At 60.2% G+C, this 16,453-nt stretch carries 17 protein-coding genes; 7 read left to right on the forward strand and 10 right to left on the reverse strand.

Features of this window, described 5'->3' with window-relative positions; translation table 11 throughout:
* Nucleotides 1-112: 112 nt before the first annotated feature.
* A complete protein-coding gene (tal, locus tag BXA01_RS06680) occupies nt 113-1,039 on the forward strand; it encodes a transaldolase (RefSeq protein ID WP_076563649.1) in 927 nt (308 codons plus the stop codon).
* Between the two features lie 215 nt (nt 1,040-1,254).
* On the opposite strand, the gene rssC is transcribed toward tal, so the two are convergent.
* The 3 genes from rssC to BXA01_RS06695 form a co-directional block, all read right to left on the reverse strand.
* Nucleotides 1,255-1,737, reverse strand: a complete 483-nt coding sequence (rssC, locus tag BXA01_RS06685) for an anti-sigma factor antagonist RssC (RefSeq protein ID WP_003226553.1) — start codon at nt 1,735-1,737, stop codon at nt 1,255-1,257.
* The gene (gene rssB, locus BXA01_RS06690; protein WP_041477317.1) at nt 1,737-2,918 is read right to left on the reverse strand and encodes a two-component system response regulator RssB; all 1,182 of its coding nucleotides are present in this window, start codon (nt 2,916-2,918) and stop codon (nt 1,737-1,739) included. The genes rssC and rssB overlap by 1 nt, the downstream gene beginning before the upstream one ends.
* 345 nt (nt 2,919-3,263) lie before the next feature.
* Nucleotides 3,264-3,953: an MlaA family lipoprotein gene (locus BXA01_RS06695; protein WP_016775470.1), complete on the reverse strand. Its 690-nt coding sequence runs from the start codon at nt 3,951-3,953 to the stop codon at nt 3,264-3,266.
* Between the two features lie 199 nt (nt 3,954-4,152).
* Between BXA01_RS06695 and BXA01_RS06700 the strand changes: the two genes are divergently transcribed.
* Both BXA01_RS06700 and BXA01_RS06705 read left to right on the forward strand, forming a co-directional pair.
* Entirely contained in the window at nt 4,153-4,773 is a 621-nt protein-coding gene (locus BXA01_RS06700) for a phosphatase (protein WP_076563650.1), read from the forward strand.
* A 108-nt stretch (nt 4,774-4,881) separates the two neighbouring features.
* Nucleotides 4,882-5,148 (forward strand): DUF4404 family protein, encoded by a 267-nt coding sequence (locus BXA01_RS06705; RefSeq protein ID WP_076563651.1) that lies wholly within the window; start codon nt 4,882-4,884, stop codon nt 5,146-5,148.
* A gap of 187 nt (nt 5,149-5,335) precedes the next feature.
* On the opposite strand, the gene queF is transcribed toward BXA01_RS06705, so the two are convergent.
* Together queF and copI are read right to left on the reverse strand one after the other, a co-directional pair.
* On the reverse strand, nt 5,336-6,166 hold the full coding sequence (gene queF / locus BXA01_RS06715; RefSeq protein ID WP_076563653.1) for an NADPH-dependent 7-cyano-7-deazaguanine reductase QueF: 831 nt from the start codon (nt 6,164-6,166) through the stop codon (nt 5,336-5,338).
* A 61-nt stretch (nt 6,167-6,227) separates the two neighbouring features.
* Nucleotides 6,228-6,761 carry a copper-resistant cuproprotein CopI gene (gene copI / locus BXA01_RS06720; RefSeq protein WP_076563654.1) on the reverse strand — a complete coding sequence of 178 codons (534 nt, stop codon included), beginning with the start codon at nt 6,759-6,761 and terminating at the stop codon, nt 6,228-6,230.
* Between the two features lie 166 nt (nt 6,762-6,927).
* On the opposite strand from copI, the gene BXA01_RS06725 reads away from it, so the two are divergent.
* Complete coding sequence (locus BXA01_RS06725; protein WP_076563655.1) at nt 6,928-7,608, forward strand: heavy metal response regulator transcription factor; 681 nt, start codon at nt 6,928-6,930, stop codon at nt 7,606-7,608.
* The gene (locus tag BXA01_RS06730; RefSeq protein ID WP_076563656.1) at nt 7,608-8,954 is read left to right on the forward strand and encodes a heavy metal sensor histidine kinase; all 1,347 of its coding nucleotides are present in this window, start codon (nt 7,608-7,610) and stop codon (nt 8,952-8,954) included. The genes BXA01_RS06725 and BXA01_RS06730 overlap by 1 nt, the downstream gene beginning before the upstream one ends.
* Nucleotides 8,955-9,073: 119 nt before the next feature.
* On the opposite strand, the gene BXA01_RS06735 is transcribed toward BXA01_RS06730, so the two are convergent.
* The 3 genes from BXA01_RS06735 to BXA01_RS06745 all read right to left on the reverse strand — a co-directional run bounded on the left by BXA01_RS06735 (nt 9,074) and on the right by BXA01_RS06745 (nt 12,323).
* Nucleotides 9,074-10,318 carry a lipoprotein-releasing ABC transporter permease subunit gene (locus BXA01_RS06735; protein ID WP_071173051.1) on the reverse strand — a complete coding sequence of 415 codons (1,245 nt, stop codon included), beginning with the start codon at nt 10,316-10,318 and terminating at the stop codon, nt 9,074-9,076.
* Nucleotides 10,319-10,381: 63 nt separating this feature from the next.
* Nucleotides 10,382-11,080: a lipoprotein-releasing ABC transporter ATP-binding protein LolD gene (gene lolD, locus BXA01_RS06740; protein WP_024013628.1), complete on the reverse strand. Its 699-nt coding sequence runs from the start codon at nt 11,078-11,080 to the stop codon at nt 10,382-10,384.
* Nucleotides 11,073-12,323, reverse strand: a complete 1,251-nt coding sequence (locus BXA01_RS06745; RefSeq protein ID WP_076563657.1) for a lipoprotein-releasing ABC transporter permease subunit — start codon at nt 12,321-12,323, stop codon at nt 11,073-11,075. The genes lolD and BXA01_RS06745 overlap by 8 nt, the downstream gene beginning before the upstream one ends.
* A 94-nt stretch (nt 12,324-12,417) precedes the next feature.
* Between BXA01_RS06745 and BXA01_RS06750 the strand changes: the two genes are divergently transcribed.
* Both BXA01_RS06750 and BXA01_RS06755 read left to right on the forward strand, forming a co-directional pair.
* Nucleotides 12,418-12,999, forward strand: coding sequence for a PilZ domain-containing protein (locus BXA01_RS06750; protein ID WP_016775478.1), 582 nt, complete (start codon nt 12,418-12,420; stop codon nt 12,997-12,999).
* A gap of 14 nt (nt 13,000-13,013) precedes the next feature.
* On the forward strand, nt 13,014-13,736 hold the full coding sequence (locus BXA01_RS06755) for a glycerophosphodiester phosphodiesterase (protein WP_056791501.1): 723 nt from the start codon (nt 13,014-13,016) through the stop codon (nt 13,734-13,736).
* 42 nt (nt 13,737-13,778) lie between these two features.
* Here the strand turns inward: BXA01_RS06755 and sthA are convergent, their stop codons facing one another.
* On the reverse strand, nt 13,779-15,173 hold the full coding sequence (gene sthA, locus BXA01_RS06760) for a Si-specific NAD(P)(+) transhydrogenase (RefSeq protein WP_039760770.1): 1,395 nt from the start codon (nt 15,171-15,173) through the stop codon (nt 13,779-13,781).
* A gap of 201 nt (nt 15,174-15,374) precedes the next feature.
* The gene (locus tag BXA01_RS06765; protein ID WP_076563658.1) at nt 15,375-16,421 is read right to left on the reverse strand and encodes an FAD:protein FMN transferase; all 1,047 of its coding nucleotides are present in this window, start codon (nt 16,419-16,421) and stop codon (nt 15,375-15,377) included.
* Nucleotides 16,422-16,453 lie beyond the last annotated feature (32 nt).

Genomic DNA, 16,453 nt, shown 5'->3' on the forward strand with positions numbered 1-16,453 from the left:
CAAACAATCGTTTTCAGGTTGTTGCCGCAGGGGCCATCGATCCACGAATGCACCCTTGAGTGCCCGTCAGCGCTCGGGTAATGTCTTCAGACCCATAGGATAGAGCACGCCCATGACTTCCAAGCTGGAACAACTCAAACAGTTCACCACCGTAGTTGCCGACACTGGCGACTTCGAAGCGATCGCCCGAGTCAAACCGACCGATGCCACCACCAACCCTTCCCTGCTGCTCAAGGCTTCGGCCATTCACGGTTACGCCGAACTGCTGAACGATTGCGTTCGCGACTGCAAGGGCGATGTCGGCCTGGCCAGCGACCGTTTCGGCGTCGCAGTGGGCAAGGAAATTCTCAACGTGGTTCCGGGCCGCATCTCCACCGAAGTGGATGCGCGCCTGTCCTTCGACCAGGATGCGATCCTCAAGCGTGCGCATCGCCTGATCGAGCTGTACGACAAGGCCGGCGTCGGCCGTGACCGCGTGCTGATCAAGATCGCCTCGACCTGGGAAGGCATCCGCGCCGCCGAGATCCTCGAGAAGGAAGGCATCCAGACCAACCTGACCCTGCTGTTCTCCTTCGCCCAGGCGGCCGCCTGCGCTGACGCCGGGGTGTTCCTGATTTCGCCGTTCGTGGGCCGTATCTACGACTGGTACAAGAAAGCCAACGGCAACGACTACACCGGCGCTGATGATCCGGGCGTGCAGTCGGTGACGCGCATCTACAACTACTACAAGGCCAACGACTACAAGACCGTGGTCATGGGCGCCAGCTTCCGTAACATCAACCAGATCGAGCAACTGGCCGGCTGCGATCGCTTGACCATCAGCCCGGAACTGCTGGAGAAGCTGGCCGCCGACACCGGCAAGCTGGAACGCAAACTGGCACCGGGCAATGCCGGTGAAGCGCGTCAGAGCCTCAACGAAGCGCAATTCCGCTGGTTGTCCAACGAAGACGCGATGGCCACCGAGAAACTGGCTGAAGGCATCCGTCAGTTCGCCCGCGACCAGGAGAAGCTGGAAGCGTTGCTGCAGGCCAAGCTGTGATTTGAGTTTGTAGAATGCAAAAAGGGCGAACCTGTGAGGGTTCGCCCTTTTTCATTTTGCCTGCACTGATAAATGTATCGACCGACCCGACGCCATCGCGGGCAAGCCCGCTCCCACAGGGTATGTGGAGAACCTAAGTTTGAGGTTTCACGCGATCATTGTGGGAGCGGGCTTGCCTGCGATGAGGCCAGCCCAGACACCATCAATTCATGAGATCAGTGTCTTTCCAGGGCATTGACCAGATCATGAAACGCTTCACGATTGGAATCGTTCAGGCCCATGAGAATCTTGTGCGCTTCCAGCACCTTGATTCGCACCACTTCTTCGGACTGGTCCTGATCCGGCAGGTCGTCCAGGCACTCCGGGCACGGCACCGGGTGGTTGACGATGTTGAACACCTGCTCGAAGCCCATCGATTGCAGCAGACGGGTGATGTCTTCGTGGGTGGTGACAACCGTCGGCAACAGGCCGACCTTCTGCCGCGACAGGATCGACAGTTTGGCCAGCAGGCCCAGAGTGGTGCTGTCGATGCTGCGGGTTTCGGTCAAATCGATCACGATCGCGTTGAAATTCAGCGCGGTGAAGATTTTCTCAATAGTCGCATCCAACGCCGAACACAGGGTCAGGCGAACTTCACCGACGAACTTCAAGACGAAGGTGCCGTCCTGCTCGGCGAACTGGATTCTACCGGTACTCATTAAAGATTCCTGCTCAACACCAACAGGGCGATATCATCCGGCATCTCCCCTAGCGTGGCCAAACCAAACACTTGCCGCAGACCATCCAGGCTGCCGCCCGCTGACTTCACCCGTTCGGGCAAAGCAGCCTCTTTTTCTTTGAGCGTTGCTTCCGGCAAAAGGTCCAGAATGCCATCAGACATCAGCGTCAGGCTGAACGTCGGCGGCAGCTCAAGCACGTGGTCTTCGTAGGTGGCTTCGTTGAAAAGCCCCACCGGCAAACCACGGCCTTCGAGATAACGAACACTGTCAGGCGTGTACAACACAGGCAAAGGCAGATGGCCGCCAATGCTATAGGTCAACAAACCGGTCTCCTCGTCGATGACTCCACCGACCATTGTGACGTGTTTACCCAGCTTACAACTGATCAGTCCCCGGTTGATATGACCGAGCACTTCCGAAGGCTTGAACTCCGGCAAGGTACCGCTGCGTTTCGATTCGAAGAGCAAACGCGTGGTCATGAACTTCAACAGCACGGTGACGAAGGCTGATGACGCGCCATGCCCGGAAACATCCGCCAGATAAAACGCGACCCGGCGCTCGTCAACGCGGAAATAGTCGACAAAATCACCCGACAGGTACAGTGACGGGATGATCTGGTGGGCAAAATTGAACTCGTCAATGCTCCACGGGCTTTCCGGCAGCATGTTCATCTGCACCTGGCGACCGGCGTTCTGGTCTTCCTGGAGCAGGTTCAGGCTGGCTTCAAGCTCGCGGTTGGCCTTTTCCAGCTTCTCGCTGTAGCGCTGGTTTTCCAGCAGCAGCCGCGCACGATCCAGGGCCCGGCGCACGGAGTGCTCGAGCACAGCCAGATCTTCGAGAGGCTTGATCAGGTAATCCGCAGCGCCCAGGCGCAGGGCCTCGACCGCGTCGTTCATCACCCCGGCACCCGAGACCACGATCACCGGCGTCTCCGGTGAGCGCTCGGTGACCTGACGGATCAGTTCGAGACCGCCCATCTGCGGCATGCGCAGATCGCAGATGACCAGATCGGGCTCGTCTTGCTCGAATACCTGAAGACCCTGTTGACCGTTGCCGGCCTGCAGGACGCTGAAACCACTGTCTTCCAGATAGGCCGCGAGGCTCGCGCGCACTACCTCGTCATCATCGATTATCAGCAGCGTGGCACTGGTTTTTGGCATGTGGGCAAACGGCGCCAGAATTAGGTTGGCGTAGTGAGCGGGGCAACGGCCCTGCGCAGACTACTGGATTCGCTTTCTAGCCTCTCTGTTGCAGCGCTTTCAAGCATTCGCCTGGCGCGCGGTTTTAAACAGAGGTGCCCTTCTAAGGCGCAGACGGTACTCCCATCCGCAGAGCGTTTCAAGCATGCGCCGATTGTCGCTTGACGACTTTGTTTGTCAAATCACCGGGAGTTATAAGAACCGCTCCAACGGTAACCCGATGGAAGGTAGTGGCAGTCGCAGGCGACGCTCTGGCGCGGACAAAAAAGGCGACCCGAGGGCCGCCTTTTTCATTACCGGTCGAAATCAGAAATCGTCTTCGACCTGACCGTCCTTCACCTTGAACTCGCGGTTTTGCAGGTAAGCATTGCGGATGAAGGTGTATTTGTCGCCGCTGATCAGCTTCTCGCTCGACAGCAGGCTGGCGCGGGTGTCGACGATGTTCAGGCCGAAGATCGAGTTACGCGTCGGCACGTGGTCGATGTAGCGGTACGCGCCGGTGAAGCTGTCGACGTATTTCGACGGTGCGTCACGCAGGGTGCTCGGCCCCATCAGCGGCAGCATCACGTACGGGCCGCTGCCCACGCCCCAGTAACCGAGGGTCTGACCGAAGTCTTCGTCGCTGCGGTTCAAGCCCATCTTGGTGCCGACGTCGAAGAAGCCGAGCAGACCGAAGGTGGTGTTGAAAATCAGTCGGGCGGTATCAACGCCCGCCGCAGCCGGTTTGGCCTGGAGAATGTTGTTCGCCAGGTTGGTCACGTCACCGACGTTGCGGAACATATTGTGAATGCCGTCTTCAACGAACTGCGGGGTAATGAACTCATAACCCTGGGCCAGTGGCTTCAGCGCGTAGGTGTCAACGAAGTCGTTGAACTGGAAAATCGGCCGGTTGACGCTTTCCCAAGGGTCTTCTTCGGTGGCCGCCTGGGTGGCGAACGGCGCCAGCAACAGGCTGGCACATACACTTAGCTGAGTGAGCGAAGGGCTCCAGCGCATAGAAAAACTCCTTGGATTCGATACTGGCGCGGTCCTCTCGGCCCGGGCATTAAGGCCGCTAGTATAAGCGTAAACGGCGATTTGGGCAGTGCGCCGCTGCAAGGATATGCAGGAAGTTTCCTACGCAGGCTTTCACCCGCCTGTCATGCAACTGTCACCCGCGCGCCCTAGTCTTGAGCGTTATTTCAGGGACGTTGCCATGACTCACGCCGAAACCTTGCCCGTCGCCGCGCCCGGCCTGACTGCCGTGCTGTTCGGCCTGAGCGGTTGCCTGGTGGATTTCGGTGCCCGCGCCGCGCAAGAGCTCAACGCCCAGCCGGAACATGCCAAAACTACACCCGGCGCACTCGATAGCCTGAAAAGTTTGCAGCGCCAGGGAATTCCCTGCGCGTGGCTCGACGAATTGCCCGCTGCCCTCGCTCAGCCACTGGCCGCCTCGCTGCCAGACTGGATCACACCGACGCAACATTCAGCAACAATGAATCCGTGGCCCGCCCCTAACGCCTGCTGGCAAGCGTTGATGAGTTTGAACATCGACCGCCTCGACGGTTGCGTGCTGGTCAGCGGTGAGCCGCGCCTGTTACAGGCCGGTCTGAATGCCGGGTTATGGACGATTGGCCTGGCGTCCTGCGGCTCGCTGTGCGGCCTCAGCCCGAGCGAGTGGCAGGTTCTGTCGCAAAAGGAACGCGAAAAGTTGCGCGGCAAGGCAACCGTGCAGTTGTTCGGCCTGGGTGTGCATTCGGTGATCGATCATCTCGGCGAGCTGGACGCCTGTCTCGCGGACATCAGCCTGCGCCGCGCCAAAGGCGAAAAGCCCTGATCGGCGTCATGCAGGTTTACCGAGAGTGGATTAATCTAAAGGTCAGCCATAGACCTTTGGCGCATGGCTGCGGTCAATGCCAGTGCCTATTGATAAAAGGAAACCACCATGCCCGCCCGACGAGAACTGCAGGATCAGCTCAACACCTTGCGTGATCAATTGGAGCAGAACCCGCCTCTGTCCGAGTCTGAACGTGAAAACTTACACCAGTTGATGGCGCAGATCGAAGCAGAAATTCAATTGGAAAATCAGCTACAGGACAACAACCTGGTGGACGGGGTGAACCTTGCCGTGGAGCGCTTTGAAGTGGAACACCCTACCATCGCCGGCACCCTGCGCAATATCATGAATACGCTGGGCAGCATGGGCATCTGACGCCCCGCCGCACAAAAAAGCCCTGCCAGCGATGGCAGGGCTTTTTCATTTCCGAAATGTGCATGCAAGCCCTTGTGGGAGCGAGCCTGCTCGCGAAGGCGTCGTGTCAGTCGACATCATCGTTGAATGAAACACCGCATTCGCGAGCAGGCTCGCTCCCACAAGGGATATCGCACATTCCGTTTCTTTATTGACGTACGAGCCGGTGATTCGGCAGCTGTACGCTTTCGGTACTGCGATACGGGTTGATATCCAGCCCACCCCGGCGCACATAGCGCGCAAACACCGTGAGTTTCTCCGGCTTCAACAACCGCTGCAGATCAAGGAAAATCCGCTCCACGCATTGCTCATGGAAGTCCGAGTGCTGGCGGAAGCTGACGATGTACTCCAGCAGGCTGGCGTGATCCAGCGCCGCGCCGCGATATTCCACCACGACGCTGCCCCAGTCCGGCTGGCTGGTCACCGGGCAGTTGGATTTGAGCAGGTGGCTGTGCACGCTCTCCTCGACCACGCGCGAATTGTCGCAACGCAGCAGCTCCGGACGCGGGTGCTCATAATTGCTCACGCTGATATCCAGATCATCGATGCACACGCCCGGCAATGCCACCACGCCCTCGGCTTCCACCTCTTTCAGACTGCGAACCCGCACGCCCACCGGTTTGCCGGCAGCGGCGGAGAGATCCTTGACCAGCGTCGCTTGCAATGTGGCGACGTCGGCGAACGGCGTCTGGTTCAGCGAGTTGAGGTAGAGCTTGAACGACTTCGATTCGATGATGTTCGGCGAATCCGCCGGAATGCTGAATTCAGCGATCGCCACCACCGGTTTGCCCGAGGGCAGCAGCCACGACAGCTCGAAGCAGTTCCAGAAATCCACGCCTTTATACGGCAGGGTTTCGGCGGTCAGGCCGAGCTCGGCCCATTTCGCGGTGCGCGGAATCGGGAACAGCAGGGACGGCGTGTAAGTGGCGATGTATTCGCTGGATTTGCCCAGCGGCGAATGTTCGGCTGCGGGATGCATGGCGGAAACCTGACTGAAGAATCAGCGGATTCTACCAGCCTTTGCCCGCGCCTTTGAGTGCTTACTGACTGACTGTCAGTTTGCCGACCATGCCCGCCTGATAATGCCCGGGGATATTGCAGGCAAACTCGAGCGCCGTGGCCTTGCTGAAGGTCCAGGTCAACTCGGCGGTTTTGCCCGGCTCGACCAGCACGCTGTTGGGATCGTCATGCTGCATGCCATGCCCCATCGCCGCGTGATCCATACCCGCCATATCGTGGGACATTTCTTTCATAGCGGTAGGCGTGAGCATGCCGCTTTGCTGCATCTGCAACATTTCCTCCTGGTGACTGGCATGCATCGCCGCATCACCGAGGTTGAATTCATGCAGCAACTGGCCTTTATTCACCAGTACAAAGCGAACCGTCTCACCGGCCTTGACCTGTATGGCTTTCGGGTCGAAGTTCATGTCGCCCATGACGATTTCGATACTGCGCGTAGCCTGGCTCGCCGCTGCCGGCTGGCCGAAGGCGAAGGTGTGCACCGGTGTCGCCCAGGCTGGCGAACTCAATGCCAGCAGAGAGGCGGCTATTTTCAGGGAGGTGCGCAAAAACATGGTCGTACTCCAACAAGAGAAGGTTCAGCCTGTGGGAAACTCTAACCACCCAGGGCTGGCATCGACCTGACAGGCAGATTACAACTTTGTCAGCTTGGCGCTTCTCGCCGGATCTCACGGTATAACGCCTTCGCCCTTTTTCATCCCGAACCAGCCCGAGTCGCCCATGAAACTGTTGATCGTCGAAGACCAAGCGAAAACCGGCCAGTACCTGCGTCAGGGCCTGACCGAGGCCGGATTCAATACCGAGCTGGTGGCCGATGGCATCAGCGGCCAGCAATTGGCCTTGAGCGGCGACTACGCGCTGTTGATCCTCGATGTAATGCTGCCCGGGCGCAGTGGCTGGCAGATTCTGCAAGCGGTGCGCAGCGCTGGCCTCGACACGCCGGTACTGTTTCTCACCGCCAAAGACGCCGTGGAGGACAGGGTTCACGGCCTCGAACTGGGCGCCGACGATTATCTGGTCAAGCCATTCGCCTTTTCCGAGCTGCTCGCGCGGGTGCGCAGCCTGTTGCGGCGCGGCAACGCGATCGCCCAGGAAACCAGCCTGCAACTAGCCGATCTGCGCCTGGATCTGATCCGCCGCCGGGTCGAACGCAGCGGCCAGCGCATCGACCTGACCGCCAAGGAATTCGCCCTGCTGGAAATGCTCCTGCGCCGTCAGGGTGAAGTCCTGCCCAAATCGCTGATCGCCTCGCAGGTTTGGGACATGAATTTCGACAGCGACACCAACGTTATCGAAGTGGCGATCCGCCGCTTGCGCCTGAAGATCGACGATGACTTCCCCAACAAGTTGATCCACACAGTGCGCGGTATGGGTTACGTGCTCGAAGAGCGTTCGCTGTGATGCGTAGCCTGTCCTTGAGCACGCGCCTGGCGCTGTTGTTTGCCGCCTGCACTGCGGTGGTCTCGCTGTTCGCCGGGGTGCTGTTCGACCGCGCCAGCGAGGCGCACTTTATCGAGCTTGACCAGCAACAACTGGAGACGAAACTGATCGGCCTGCGCCGCGCCTTGCAGGATCTCCAACCTGCCCAGCGCGAGGCGCGGCTGGCCGATGAACTCAGCCGTCAGTCGGATCTGTCGTTGCGCATCACCAGTGGCGACGGGCAGCACTGGTATGACAGCTCGGTGCAGATTCCGAAGAATCTGCCGCTGCAAACCGGCCTGTCTACCATCAGCCATGACGGCACCGATTACCGCGTGCTGCGCGCCCCGCTCTACCCGGACACAGCGGATTCGCCACAACTGACGCTGCTGCTGGACATCACCCATCACCAGCATTTTCTTACGCGCATGCAGCATCTGATCTGGCTGACCGTCGGCTTGTCAGCGCTGGCCACTGCCGTGCTCGGGGCCTGGGCCGCGCGCAGCGGTCTGCGCCCGTTGCGGCGGATGAGCGCAGTGGCCCGTGGGATTTCTGCGCAATCGCTGAATGCCCGACTGCCTGCAGAGAAGATGCCACCAGAGCTTGCAGAAATGGCCTACAGCTTCAACGCCATGCTCGCACGCCTCGACGATTCGTTTCAGCGCCTCTCGGCATTCTCCGCCGACATCGCCCATGAACTGCGCACACCGTTGTCGAATCTGCTGACCCACACCCAGGTCACCCTCACCCGCCCACGCGCACTGGAGGATTACCGCGAAGCGCTGCACAGCAACCTCGAAGAACTGCAATGGATGGCGCAACTGGTCAACGACATGCTCTACCTGGCCAAGGCTGACCACGGCTTGCTGATGCCCAAGCGCGAACCACTGGAGCTGGCGGATGAGGCCGACATGCTGCTGGAGTTTTTTGCGCCATTGGCGGAAGACGCCGGCGTGAGTTTGAGCCGTGAAGGCGAGGCGCGAATCGAAGGTGATCGCGGCATGTTGCGCCGGGCCTTGTCGAATCTGCTGGATAACGCGCTACGGTTTACCCCGGCCGAGGGTTATGTGCGCTTGAGCATCGTCGACGAGGGGGGGATCGTGCGCGTCTGCGTCGAGAACAGTGGCGAGGGTATTTCCGCGCAATTACTGCCACGTCTGTTCGACCGCTTCTATCGAGCGGATCCGGCGCGGCAGGAAGGCAGCAGTGAGCATGCGGGGTTGGGGCTGGCGATTACCCAGTCGATCGTGCGTGCCCATGGCGGGCAGATTCGTTGTGAATCTGAAGCGGGTTGGACGCGGTTTGTGATCGAGTTGCCTCGGACCTGATCGTTCCCACGCTCTGCGTGGGAATGCAGCCCGGGACGCTCCGCGTCCCTTCAAGAGCCGAACGCAGAGCGTCCGTTGAGGCATTCCCACGCAGAGCGTGGGAACGAGCATGGAGTCGCTTACGAATATCTCAAGGCATGCGCCGGTTCGATCTTCGCCGCCCGCCACGCCGGATACACCGTCGCCAGAAAGCTCAGGATGAAACCCGCCGAGCAGATCAACAGCACATCTCCGCCCTGCAGTTCCGAGGGCAGGTTGCTGACGAAATACACATCCGAACTGAAAATATGCTGTCCGGTCACGCGCTCGACCCAGCCGACCAATTCACTGACATTGAGCGCCGCAATCACGCCCAGCACGCCGCCAATAATGGTGCCGACAATACCGATCACCGTGCCCTGCACCATGAAGATCGCCATGATCTGCCGGGGCGTGGCGCCGATGGTGCGCAGGATGGCGATGTCGGCGCCCTTGTCGTTCACCACCATGATCAGCGTCGCGATGATGTTGAACGCCGCCACCGCGACGATCATCAGCAACAGCAGGCCGATCATGGTTTTTTCCATCTTCATCGCGCTGAACAGGCTGCCCTGGGTGTGGGTCCAGTCGTCAGCCTTGAAGTCAGCGCCGAGGCCACTGGCGATGTCCGCAGACACTTTCGGCGCGGCGTACAGATCCTTGACCGCCAGCCGCACGCTCTGCACCTGATTCGGCTGCCAGTGCTGCATGGTCGCGGCATCGGCGACGTGAATCAGGCCCATCGAGCCGTCCAGCTCGGCGCCGACCTTGAACACGCCAACCACATTCAGGCGCTGCATGCGCGGGGTGATACCGCCCGGTGCGGTACTGACTTCCGGAACGATCAAGGTGATTTTGTCGCCGACATTGAGGCGGAAACGCCGCGCGGTGATCTCACCGATCACCACACCGAATTCGCCCGGCTTCAAGGCATCGAGACGCCCCTGGACGATGTGCTGGGCAACGATCGACACCTTGCCTTCCTGGGCCGGATCAACGCCGCTGATCTGGATTGGCTGCATCGACCCCTTGTAGGAAAGCATGCCTTCCATCTCGGTGAACGGCACGGCGGCCGTCACTTCGGGATTTTTCATCGCAGCGGCGGCCACTGGCTGCCAGTCGTCGATCGGTTTGACGCCAACGATGGTCGCATGGGGCACCATGCCGAGGATGCGCGAGCTCATTTCGCGCTGGAAGCCATTCATCACCGACAGCACCACGATCATCGCCAGCACGCCGAGGGCGAGGCCGATCATCGAGGTCATCGAAATGAACGAAACAAAGCGATTGCGGCGCTTGGCGCGGGTATAGCGCGTGCCGATAAAGATCGATAACGGTCTGAACATTCGCTGGGGCACCGTATAGAAATAAAAGACCCGGCGCCGTTACGGGCGCCGGGTTTCAGCCAGTCAGATGGGAGTCAGGCAGCCTTCCTGCAGCTGCAGAACGCGGTCCATCTGGCGAGCCAGGTTCATGTCGTGCGTCACCACCAGGAACGCCGTGCGCATCGAAGTGCTCAGCTCCAGCATCAGGTCCTGAATGCCTTCGGCGGTATGCAGGTCAAGGTTGCCGGTTGGCTCATCGAGCATCACCAGCCCCGGGTTGTTGACCAGGGCACGGGCGATGGCCACGCGCTGACGCTCGCCGCCGGACAGTTCCGCCGGTTTGTGTTCCAGACGATGGCCGAGACCGACGCGCTCCAGCAATGCCGTGGCACGCTGACGCGCCTCCGGAATGGCGGTCTTGCCAATCAGCAGCGGCATGCAGACGTTTTCCAGCGCGGTGAATTCCGGCAGCAGGTGGTGAAACTGGTAAACGAAACCAAGCGCGCGATTGCGCAGCAGGCCCCGCTTCTTCTCGCTCAACGCCGACAGTTCTTCACCGTCGAGCCAGACGCTGCCCTTGCTCGGCGTATCGAGGCCGCCGAGCAGGTTGAGCAAGGTACTTTTGCCGGAACCGGATTTGCCCACGATCGCTACACGTTCGCCCGGGTGCAACTCCAGTTGCAGGCCGGCCAGCACTTGTACCGACTCCGGACCCTCCTCGTAGGATTTGCCCAGGTTACGGCAGCTCAGAATTGCTTGTTCACTCATGCCCGACTCACTCATAACGTAACGCCTCCGCCGGCTGGGTGCGCGCGGCACGCCAGGCGGGATACAGGGTGGCGAGGAAACTCAGGACCAACGCAGCGGCGCAGACCATGACGACGTCCTGGCTCTGTACCTGCGAAGGAAGATAATCAATGAAATACACGTCAGCATTAAGGAACTTGTGGCCGATCAGCCCTTCGAGCGCCGAAATGGCCGCACTGACATTCAGTGCCGCGAGGATCCCGACCACCGCGCCGATCGCCGTGCCGACCACGCCGATCACCGTGCCCTGAACCATGAACGTACGCATGATCGTGCCCGGAGTAGCGCCTAGGGTGCGCAGAATGGCGATGTCACCCTTCTTGTCGTTCACCACCATCACCAGCGTGGAAATGATGTTGAACGCGGCGACGGCGACGATCAGCAGCAACAGCAGCCCGATCATGGCTTTTTCCATGCGGATCGCTTGATACAGGTTGCCGTGGGTGCGGGTCCAGTCACGGGCGTAGTAACGATCTTCGCCGAGCTGCTGGGCAATGTTCCACGCCTCACGCGGGGCCTGGAACAGGTCGTCGAACTTCAGCCGCAGGCCCTGCACCTGATCGGCTTTCCAGCGGTGCATTTTCGCCAGATCCTGCAGATTGGTCACGCCGAGGTAGCCGTCGAGCTCACCGGCGCCGACATGGAAAATGCCGACCACGGTGAAGCGCTTCATGCGCGGGAACATCCCGGCCGGGGTCACGCTGACCTCCGGTGCGACGAAGGTGACCTTGTCACCGATGCCGACGCCGAGCTTGGTCGCCGCCTTGTCGCCGATGACGATGCCGAAGCTGCCGGGCGTCAGGTCGTCGAGTTTGCCGTGCTTCATGAAGTTGTCGATGATCGACACATTGCGCTCGAGCGCAGGATCAATGGCATTGAGCAACACCTTGGAAACCTGACCGTTGTTGGTCAGCAGGCCCTGCATCTGGGTAAACGGCGCCACCGCCGTCACCTGCCGGTTCTGCTTGACCTTGTCGGCCAGGCTCTGCCAGTCATTGATCGGCTCGCCGGTCTCGAGAGTGGCGTGGGGCACCATGCCCAGCACGCGGGTGCGCATCTCATGATCGAAGCCGTTCATCACCGACAGCACGACGATCATCACGACCACGCCAAGGGCGAGCCCGATCATCGAAGTCAGGGAAATGAATGACACAAAATGATTGCGACGCTTTGCACGGGTATAACGCGTGCCGATAAATACGAAGAGAGGTCTGAACATGTCGGGGCTTGTTCGGAGGGAAAAGGAACGTCCTTGTGGCGGGGGTCGAAAACCAGCTTTACACTCAGACCACCGCCGCTACCATGGGTTCGCCATGTCGACATTAGATGAAGAAGATCGCCGCGAATACTACCGTATCGAGGACACGATCGCACTGGAAATTCGGCCCCTGTCCGCTCCCGAAGCCGCAGGCCAGGAAGTGTTGCAGGATGCTTCCCCACTCTTCAACCTGCTCAGCGAACTGCACCTGAGCGAATTCGAGTCGCAGCACCTGCTGCGACAGATCAGCGAGCGCGACCGCGCCATCGCCGCGTTCCTCAAATCGCAGAACAAACGCATCGACCTGCTCAGCCAGGTGATCGCCCTGACGGTGCTCGGACACATCGGCGAGCCGCAGCCGGTGATCATCTCCGAGGGCGGGATCGACTTTCAGTACCCGACCCCGATTGCCACCGGCGCACACCTGTCGGTGAAACTGGTACTGATGCCGCAGGCGCTTGGCCTGCTGCTGCGTGCCCGGGTCACCCATTGCGATCCCAAGGGCGATGGCTATGACGTCGGCACCGAGTTCGAGCGCCCGACCGATGCCCAGCGCCAGTTGCTCGCTCGCTACATTTTGCAAAAGCAGGCTCAGGAACGCCGTCTGGCCCGCGAACAGAACGAATCAGGCATTTAACTTAAGGAAGCACCGTGACCCTCATCTACGGCCACCGCGGCGCCAAGGGCGAAGCACCGGAAAACACCCTGAGCAGCTTTCAGGAATGCCTCAAGCACGGCGTGCGCCGCTGCGAACTGGATCTGCACCTGTCCAAGGACGGCGAGCTGATGGTCATCCATGATCCGACGCTCAAACGCACCACCGACCGTCGCGGCAAAGTCGTCGAGCACACCGCCGCCGAACTGGTGACCTACGACGCGCGCAAGGGTGGCCCGGGCTGGATCCAGCCGTGCCCGATTCCGACGCTGGAAGAATTGTTCGAGCAATGTGATTTCGAGCACTGGCAACTGGAAGTCAAAAGCGCTTCACGCACCCGCGCGGCGACTACCGTGCTGGCGATTCGGGAAATGGCTCAACGGCATGGCCTGCTCGACAAGGTGACGATCACCTCGAGTTCACGGGAAGTCTTGAAGGCAGCGCTGGACCTGGTACCGGACGTATCCCGTGGCCTGGTGGCCGAATACGCCTGGCTCGATCCGTTGAAGGTGGCGGCCAGCTACGGTTGCGAAATTCTCGCGTTGAACTGGACGCTGTGTACGCCGGAACGCCTGCAGAAGGCGCAGCGTCAGGGCCTGCATGTGTCGGTGTGGACCGTCAACGAGCCTGCACTGATGCGCAGACTCGCCGACTTCGGCGTTGACAGCCTGATTACAGACTTTCCCGGTTTGGCCACTGCCACCCTTGAGAATTGCTGAAATCGGTCTCCCCGGCCGGCTCAGGCCACCGGCCGGAGCCCGTCAAAAAAGCCGGTTGAGGCCGTCGTACGCCGCGACCCGATAGGCTTCGGCCATGGTCGGGTAGTTGAACGTGGTGTTGACGAAATACTTCAGGGTGTTCAGCTCGCCCGGCTGGTTCATGATCGCCTGACCGATGTGAACGATCTCCGACGCCTGATAACCGAAGCAATGCACGCCGAGCACTTCCAGCGTTTCGCGGTGGAAGAGGATCTTCAGCATGCCTTGCGGCTCACCGGCAATCTGCGCCCGCGCCATGCTCTTGAAGAAGGCCTTGCCGACTTCGTACGGCACTTTCGCCTGGGTCAATTCCTGCTCGTTCTTGCCGATCGAGCTGATCTCCGGAATGGTGTAGATGCCGGTCGGCACGTCATTGACGAAGCGCCAGCTGCCATTGTCGACGATGCTGCCAGCGGCCGAACGACCCTGGTCGTGGGCGGCACTGGCCAGGCTTGGCCAGCCGATCACGTCACCGGCGCCGTAGATGTTCTCTATGCAGGTGCGGTAGTTCTGGTCGACTTCGATCTGGCCACGGCTGTTGACCTTGACCCCGATGTTTTCCAGACCCAGCGTGTCGGTGTTGCCGGTACGGCCGTTGCACCAGAGCAAGGCGTCGGCCTTGATCTTCTTGCCGGATTTAAGATGCAGGATCACGCCGTTGTCCACGCCTTCGACGCGGTCGTACTCTTCGTTGTGACGCACGGTGATGTTGTTGTTGCTGAAGTGGTAGCTCAGCGCCTGGGAAATTTCCGAGTCAAGGAAGCTCAGCAACTGGCCACGGTTGTCGACCAGTTCGACCAGCACACCCAGACCACTGAAGATCGATGCGTATTCGCAGCCGATTACACCAGCGCCATAAACGATCAGTTTGCGCGGGGTGTGGCCGAGGCTGAGGATGGTGTCGCTATCGTAGATGCGCGGGTGGTGAAAATCGATGTCCGCCGGGCGATACGGGCGCGAACCGGTAGCGATGATGATGTGCTTGGCGACCAGTTTTTCGACCACGCCGTTGCCACAGACCACTTCGATGGTTTGCTCGTCGGCGAAGCTGCCGGTGCCGAAGAACACGTCGACACGATTACGGGCGTAGTAGCCGGTGCGCGATGCGACTTGTTTGGAAATGACTTTTTCGGCGCTTTTCAACACGTCCGGGAAGGAGAACCAGCGTGGCTCGCCGATGGCGCGGAACATCGGGTTGGTGTTGAACTGCATGATCTGCCGCACCGAGTGACGCAGTGCCTTGGACGGGATGGTGCCGAGGTGGGTGCAGTTGCCGCCGACCTGACGACGGCTGTCGACCATCGCGACCTTGCGCCCCGCTTTGGCGGCGTTCATTGCCGCGCCTTCTCCCGCCGGGCCGGAACCCAGTACCACCACGTCGTAGTTGTAGACAGCCATGCGTACTCCTCAGAACAGGCCGCGGTGCCAGCAGCACCGGCGGCTAAATCACGCCGAACGGCGGCGCGAAGGAACAATTGGGGGCCAGTTAAGAACCCGGACACAGTCTATAGAAGCGTCAACGCCGCGCACATTAACCCTTGGTCGCGTCGTAGGCTACTTTTGCCTGCACTACAACGCCAGCTTTCGTCTTGTCTTCGGTCAGTTTTTTTCACCGACAAGCTGCGCAAATGCCTGACTGCTGCGGGTGACGAAACCTGTATCGGCACGCAAGACAAACAATGCAGCAATGTCATGCTTTTGGGCATAGTCCCGTGCCCTTTCCGGCCCGAGAATCAGCAACAGCGTCGATAGTCCATCGGCCATCAACGCTGAAGGATGAATCACCGTGACTGACGCCAGGTCGTGTAGGACCGGTCGCCCGCTGCGTGCATCGAAGGTGTGGGAATAACGCCGACCGTCCTGCAGAAAATAGTGGCGGTAGTCACCGGAGGTGGACACGCCGTAGCCATCGACATCGATAATCCGCTCGGCCACTTGCTGGTCATCGCGAGGCTCTTCGAGAGCGATGCGCCACGCCGAACCATCCGGCTTCTTGCCCCGGGCTTTGAGTTCGCCCGTGGCTTCGACCAGGTAATTGTCGATGTCCATGCCCTGCAATCTGGCGGCGATGGTATCCACGGCGTAACCGGCGGCAATGCTGTTGAAGTCGACTTCGACGGCGGTGTCCTTGCACAACCGCTCGCCGTCGATGCGCAGATGCTGATGGCCGACCCGCTGCATGACCTCGGCCAGAGCGGCCGCATCAGGGATCTTTTCTTCGCGTCCTTGCGGGCCGAATCCCCAGAGATCCAGCAGCGGTTCAACGGTCAGGTCGTAGGAGCCTTCGCTTTGCATTGAAAGCTGTTCGCCGATGCGGACCAATTCGAGCACCGCTGCCGGCATGGCTTGGCAGCTATCGGCGGGCAAGGCGTTGAAACGTTCGATGGCGGAGTCACTGCGGTAAGTCGACAGCTGTTGATCGACGTCGCCGAGGATGCGCTCCACTTCACCGCGCACTTGCGCAGGATCGGCGACCCCGGCGTGGCGCACATACTTGACCGACCAGGTGCTGCCCATGATCGAGCCACCGACCTGTTCCAGGGAATCGCCGTTGCCGCAGCCGCCGATTGCCACCGCCAACACCACAGGCCCCCACCAGCGTCCAGTTAACAATTCTTCATCTCCCCGCAAAACCACGGCGGCCATTATGAACTACAAGCGCCCGCTCGCTTCCCCAT

Origin of the sequence: Pseudomonas sp. B10 (assembly GCF_900156235.1) — a bacterium.
GTDB lineage: Bacteria > Pseudomonadota > Gammaproteobacteria > Pseudomonadales > Pseudomonadaceae > Aquipseudomonas > Aquipseudomonas siliginis.

What these genes read in the sequence shown, in the direction of transcription:
- BXA01_RS06705 (WP_076563651.1), top strand. Translation starts at nt 4,882, where the DNA reads ATGCCCGCCCGACGAGAACTGCAGGATCAGCTCAACACCTTGCGTGAT.
- rssB (WP_041477317.1), bottom strand. Translation starts at nt 2,918, where the DNA reads ATGCCAAAAACCAGTGCCACGCTGCTGATAATCGATGATGACGAGGTA.
- BXA01_RS06695 (WP_016775470.1), bottom strand. Translation starts at nt 3,953, where the DNA reads ATGCGCTGGAGCCCTTCGCTCACTCAGCTAAGTGTATGTGCCAGCCTG.
- BXA01_RS06750 (WP_016775478.1), top strand. Translation starts at nt 12,418, where the DNA reads ATGTCGACATTAGATGAAGAAGATCGCCGCGAATACTACCGTATCGAG.
- BXA01_RS06700 (WP_076563650.1), top strand. Translation starts at nt 4,153, where the DNA reads ATGACTCACGCCGAAACCTTGCCCGTCGCCGCGCCCGGCCTGACTGCC.
- copI (WP_076563654.1), bottom strand. Translation starts at nt 6,761, where the DNA reads ATGTTTTTGCGCACCTCCCTGAAAATAGCCGCCTCTCTGCTGGCATTG.
- BXA01_RS06765 (WP_076563658.1), bottom strand. Translation starts at nt 16,421, where the DNA reads ATGGCCGCCGTGGTTTTGCGGGGAGATGAAGAATTGTTAACTGGACGC.
- BXA01_RS06730 (WP_076563656.1), top strand. Translation starts at nt 7,608, where the DNA reads ATGCGTAGCCTGTCCTTGAGCACGCGCCTGGCGCTGTTGTTTGCCGCC.
- queF (WP_076563653.1), bottom strand. Translation starts at nt 6,166, where the DNA reads ATGCATCCCGCAGCCGAACATTCGCCGCTGGGCAAATCCAGCGAATAC.
- lolD (WP_024013628.1), bottom strand. Translation starts at nt 11,080, where the DNA reads ATGAGTGAGTCGGGCATGAGTGAACAAGCAATTCTGAGCTGCCGTAAC.
- tal (WP_076563649.1), top strand. Translation starts at nt 113, where the DNA reads ATGACTTCCAAGCTGGAACAACTCAAACAGTTCACCACCGTAGTTGCC.
- BXA01_RS06725 (WP_076563655.1), top strand. Translation starts at nt 6,928, where the DNA reads ATGAAACTGTTGATCGTCGAAGACCAAGCGAAAACCGGCCAGTACCTG.
- sthA (WP_039760770.1), bottom strand. Translation starts at nt 15,173, where the DNA reads ATGGCTGTCTACAACTACGACGTGGTGGTACTGGGTTCCGGCCCGGCG.
- rssC (WP_003226553.1), bottom strand. Translation starts at nt 1,737, where the DNA reads ATGAGTACCGGTAGAATCCAGTTCGCCGAGCAGGACGGCACCTTCGTC.
- BXA01_RS06735 (WP_071173051.1), bottom strand. Translation starts at nt 10,318, where the DNA reads ATGTTCAGACCGTTATCGATCTTTATCGGCACGCGCTATACCCGCGCC.
- BXA01_RS06745 (WP_076563657.1), bottom strand. Translation starts at nt 12,323, where the DNA reads ATGTTCAGACCTCTCTTCGTATTTATCGGCACGCGTTATACCCGTGCA.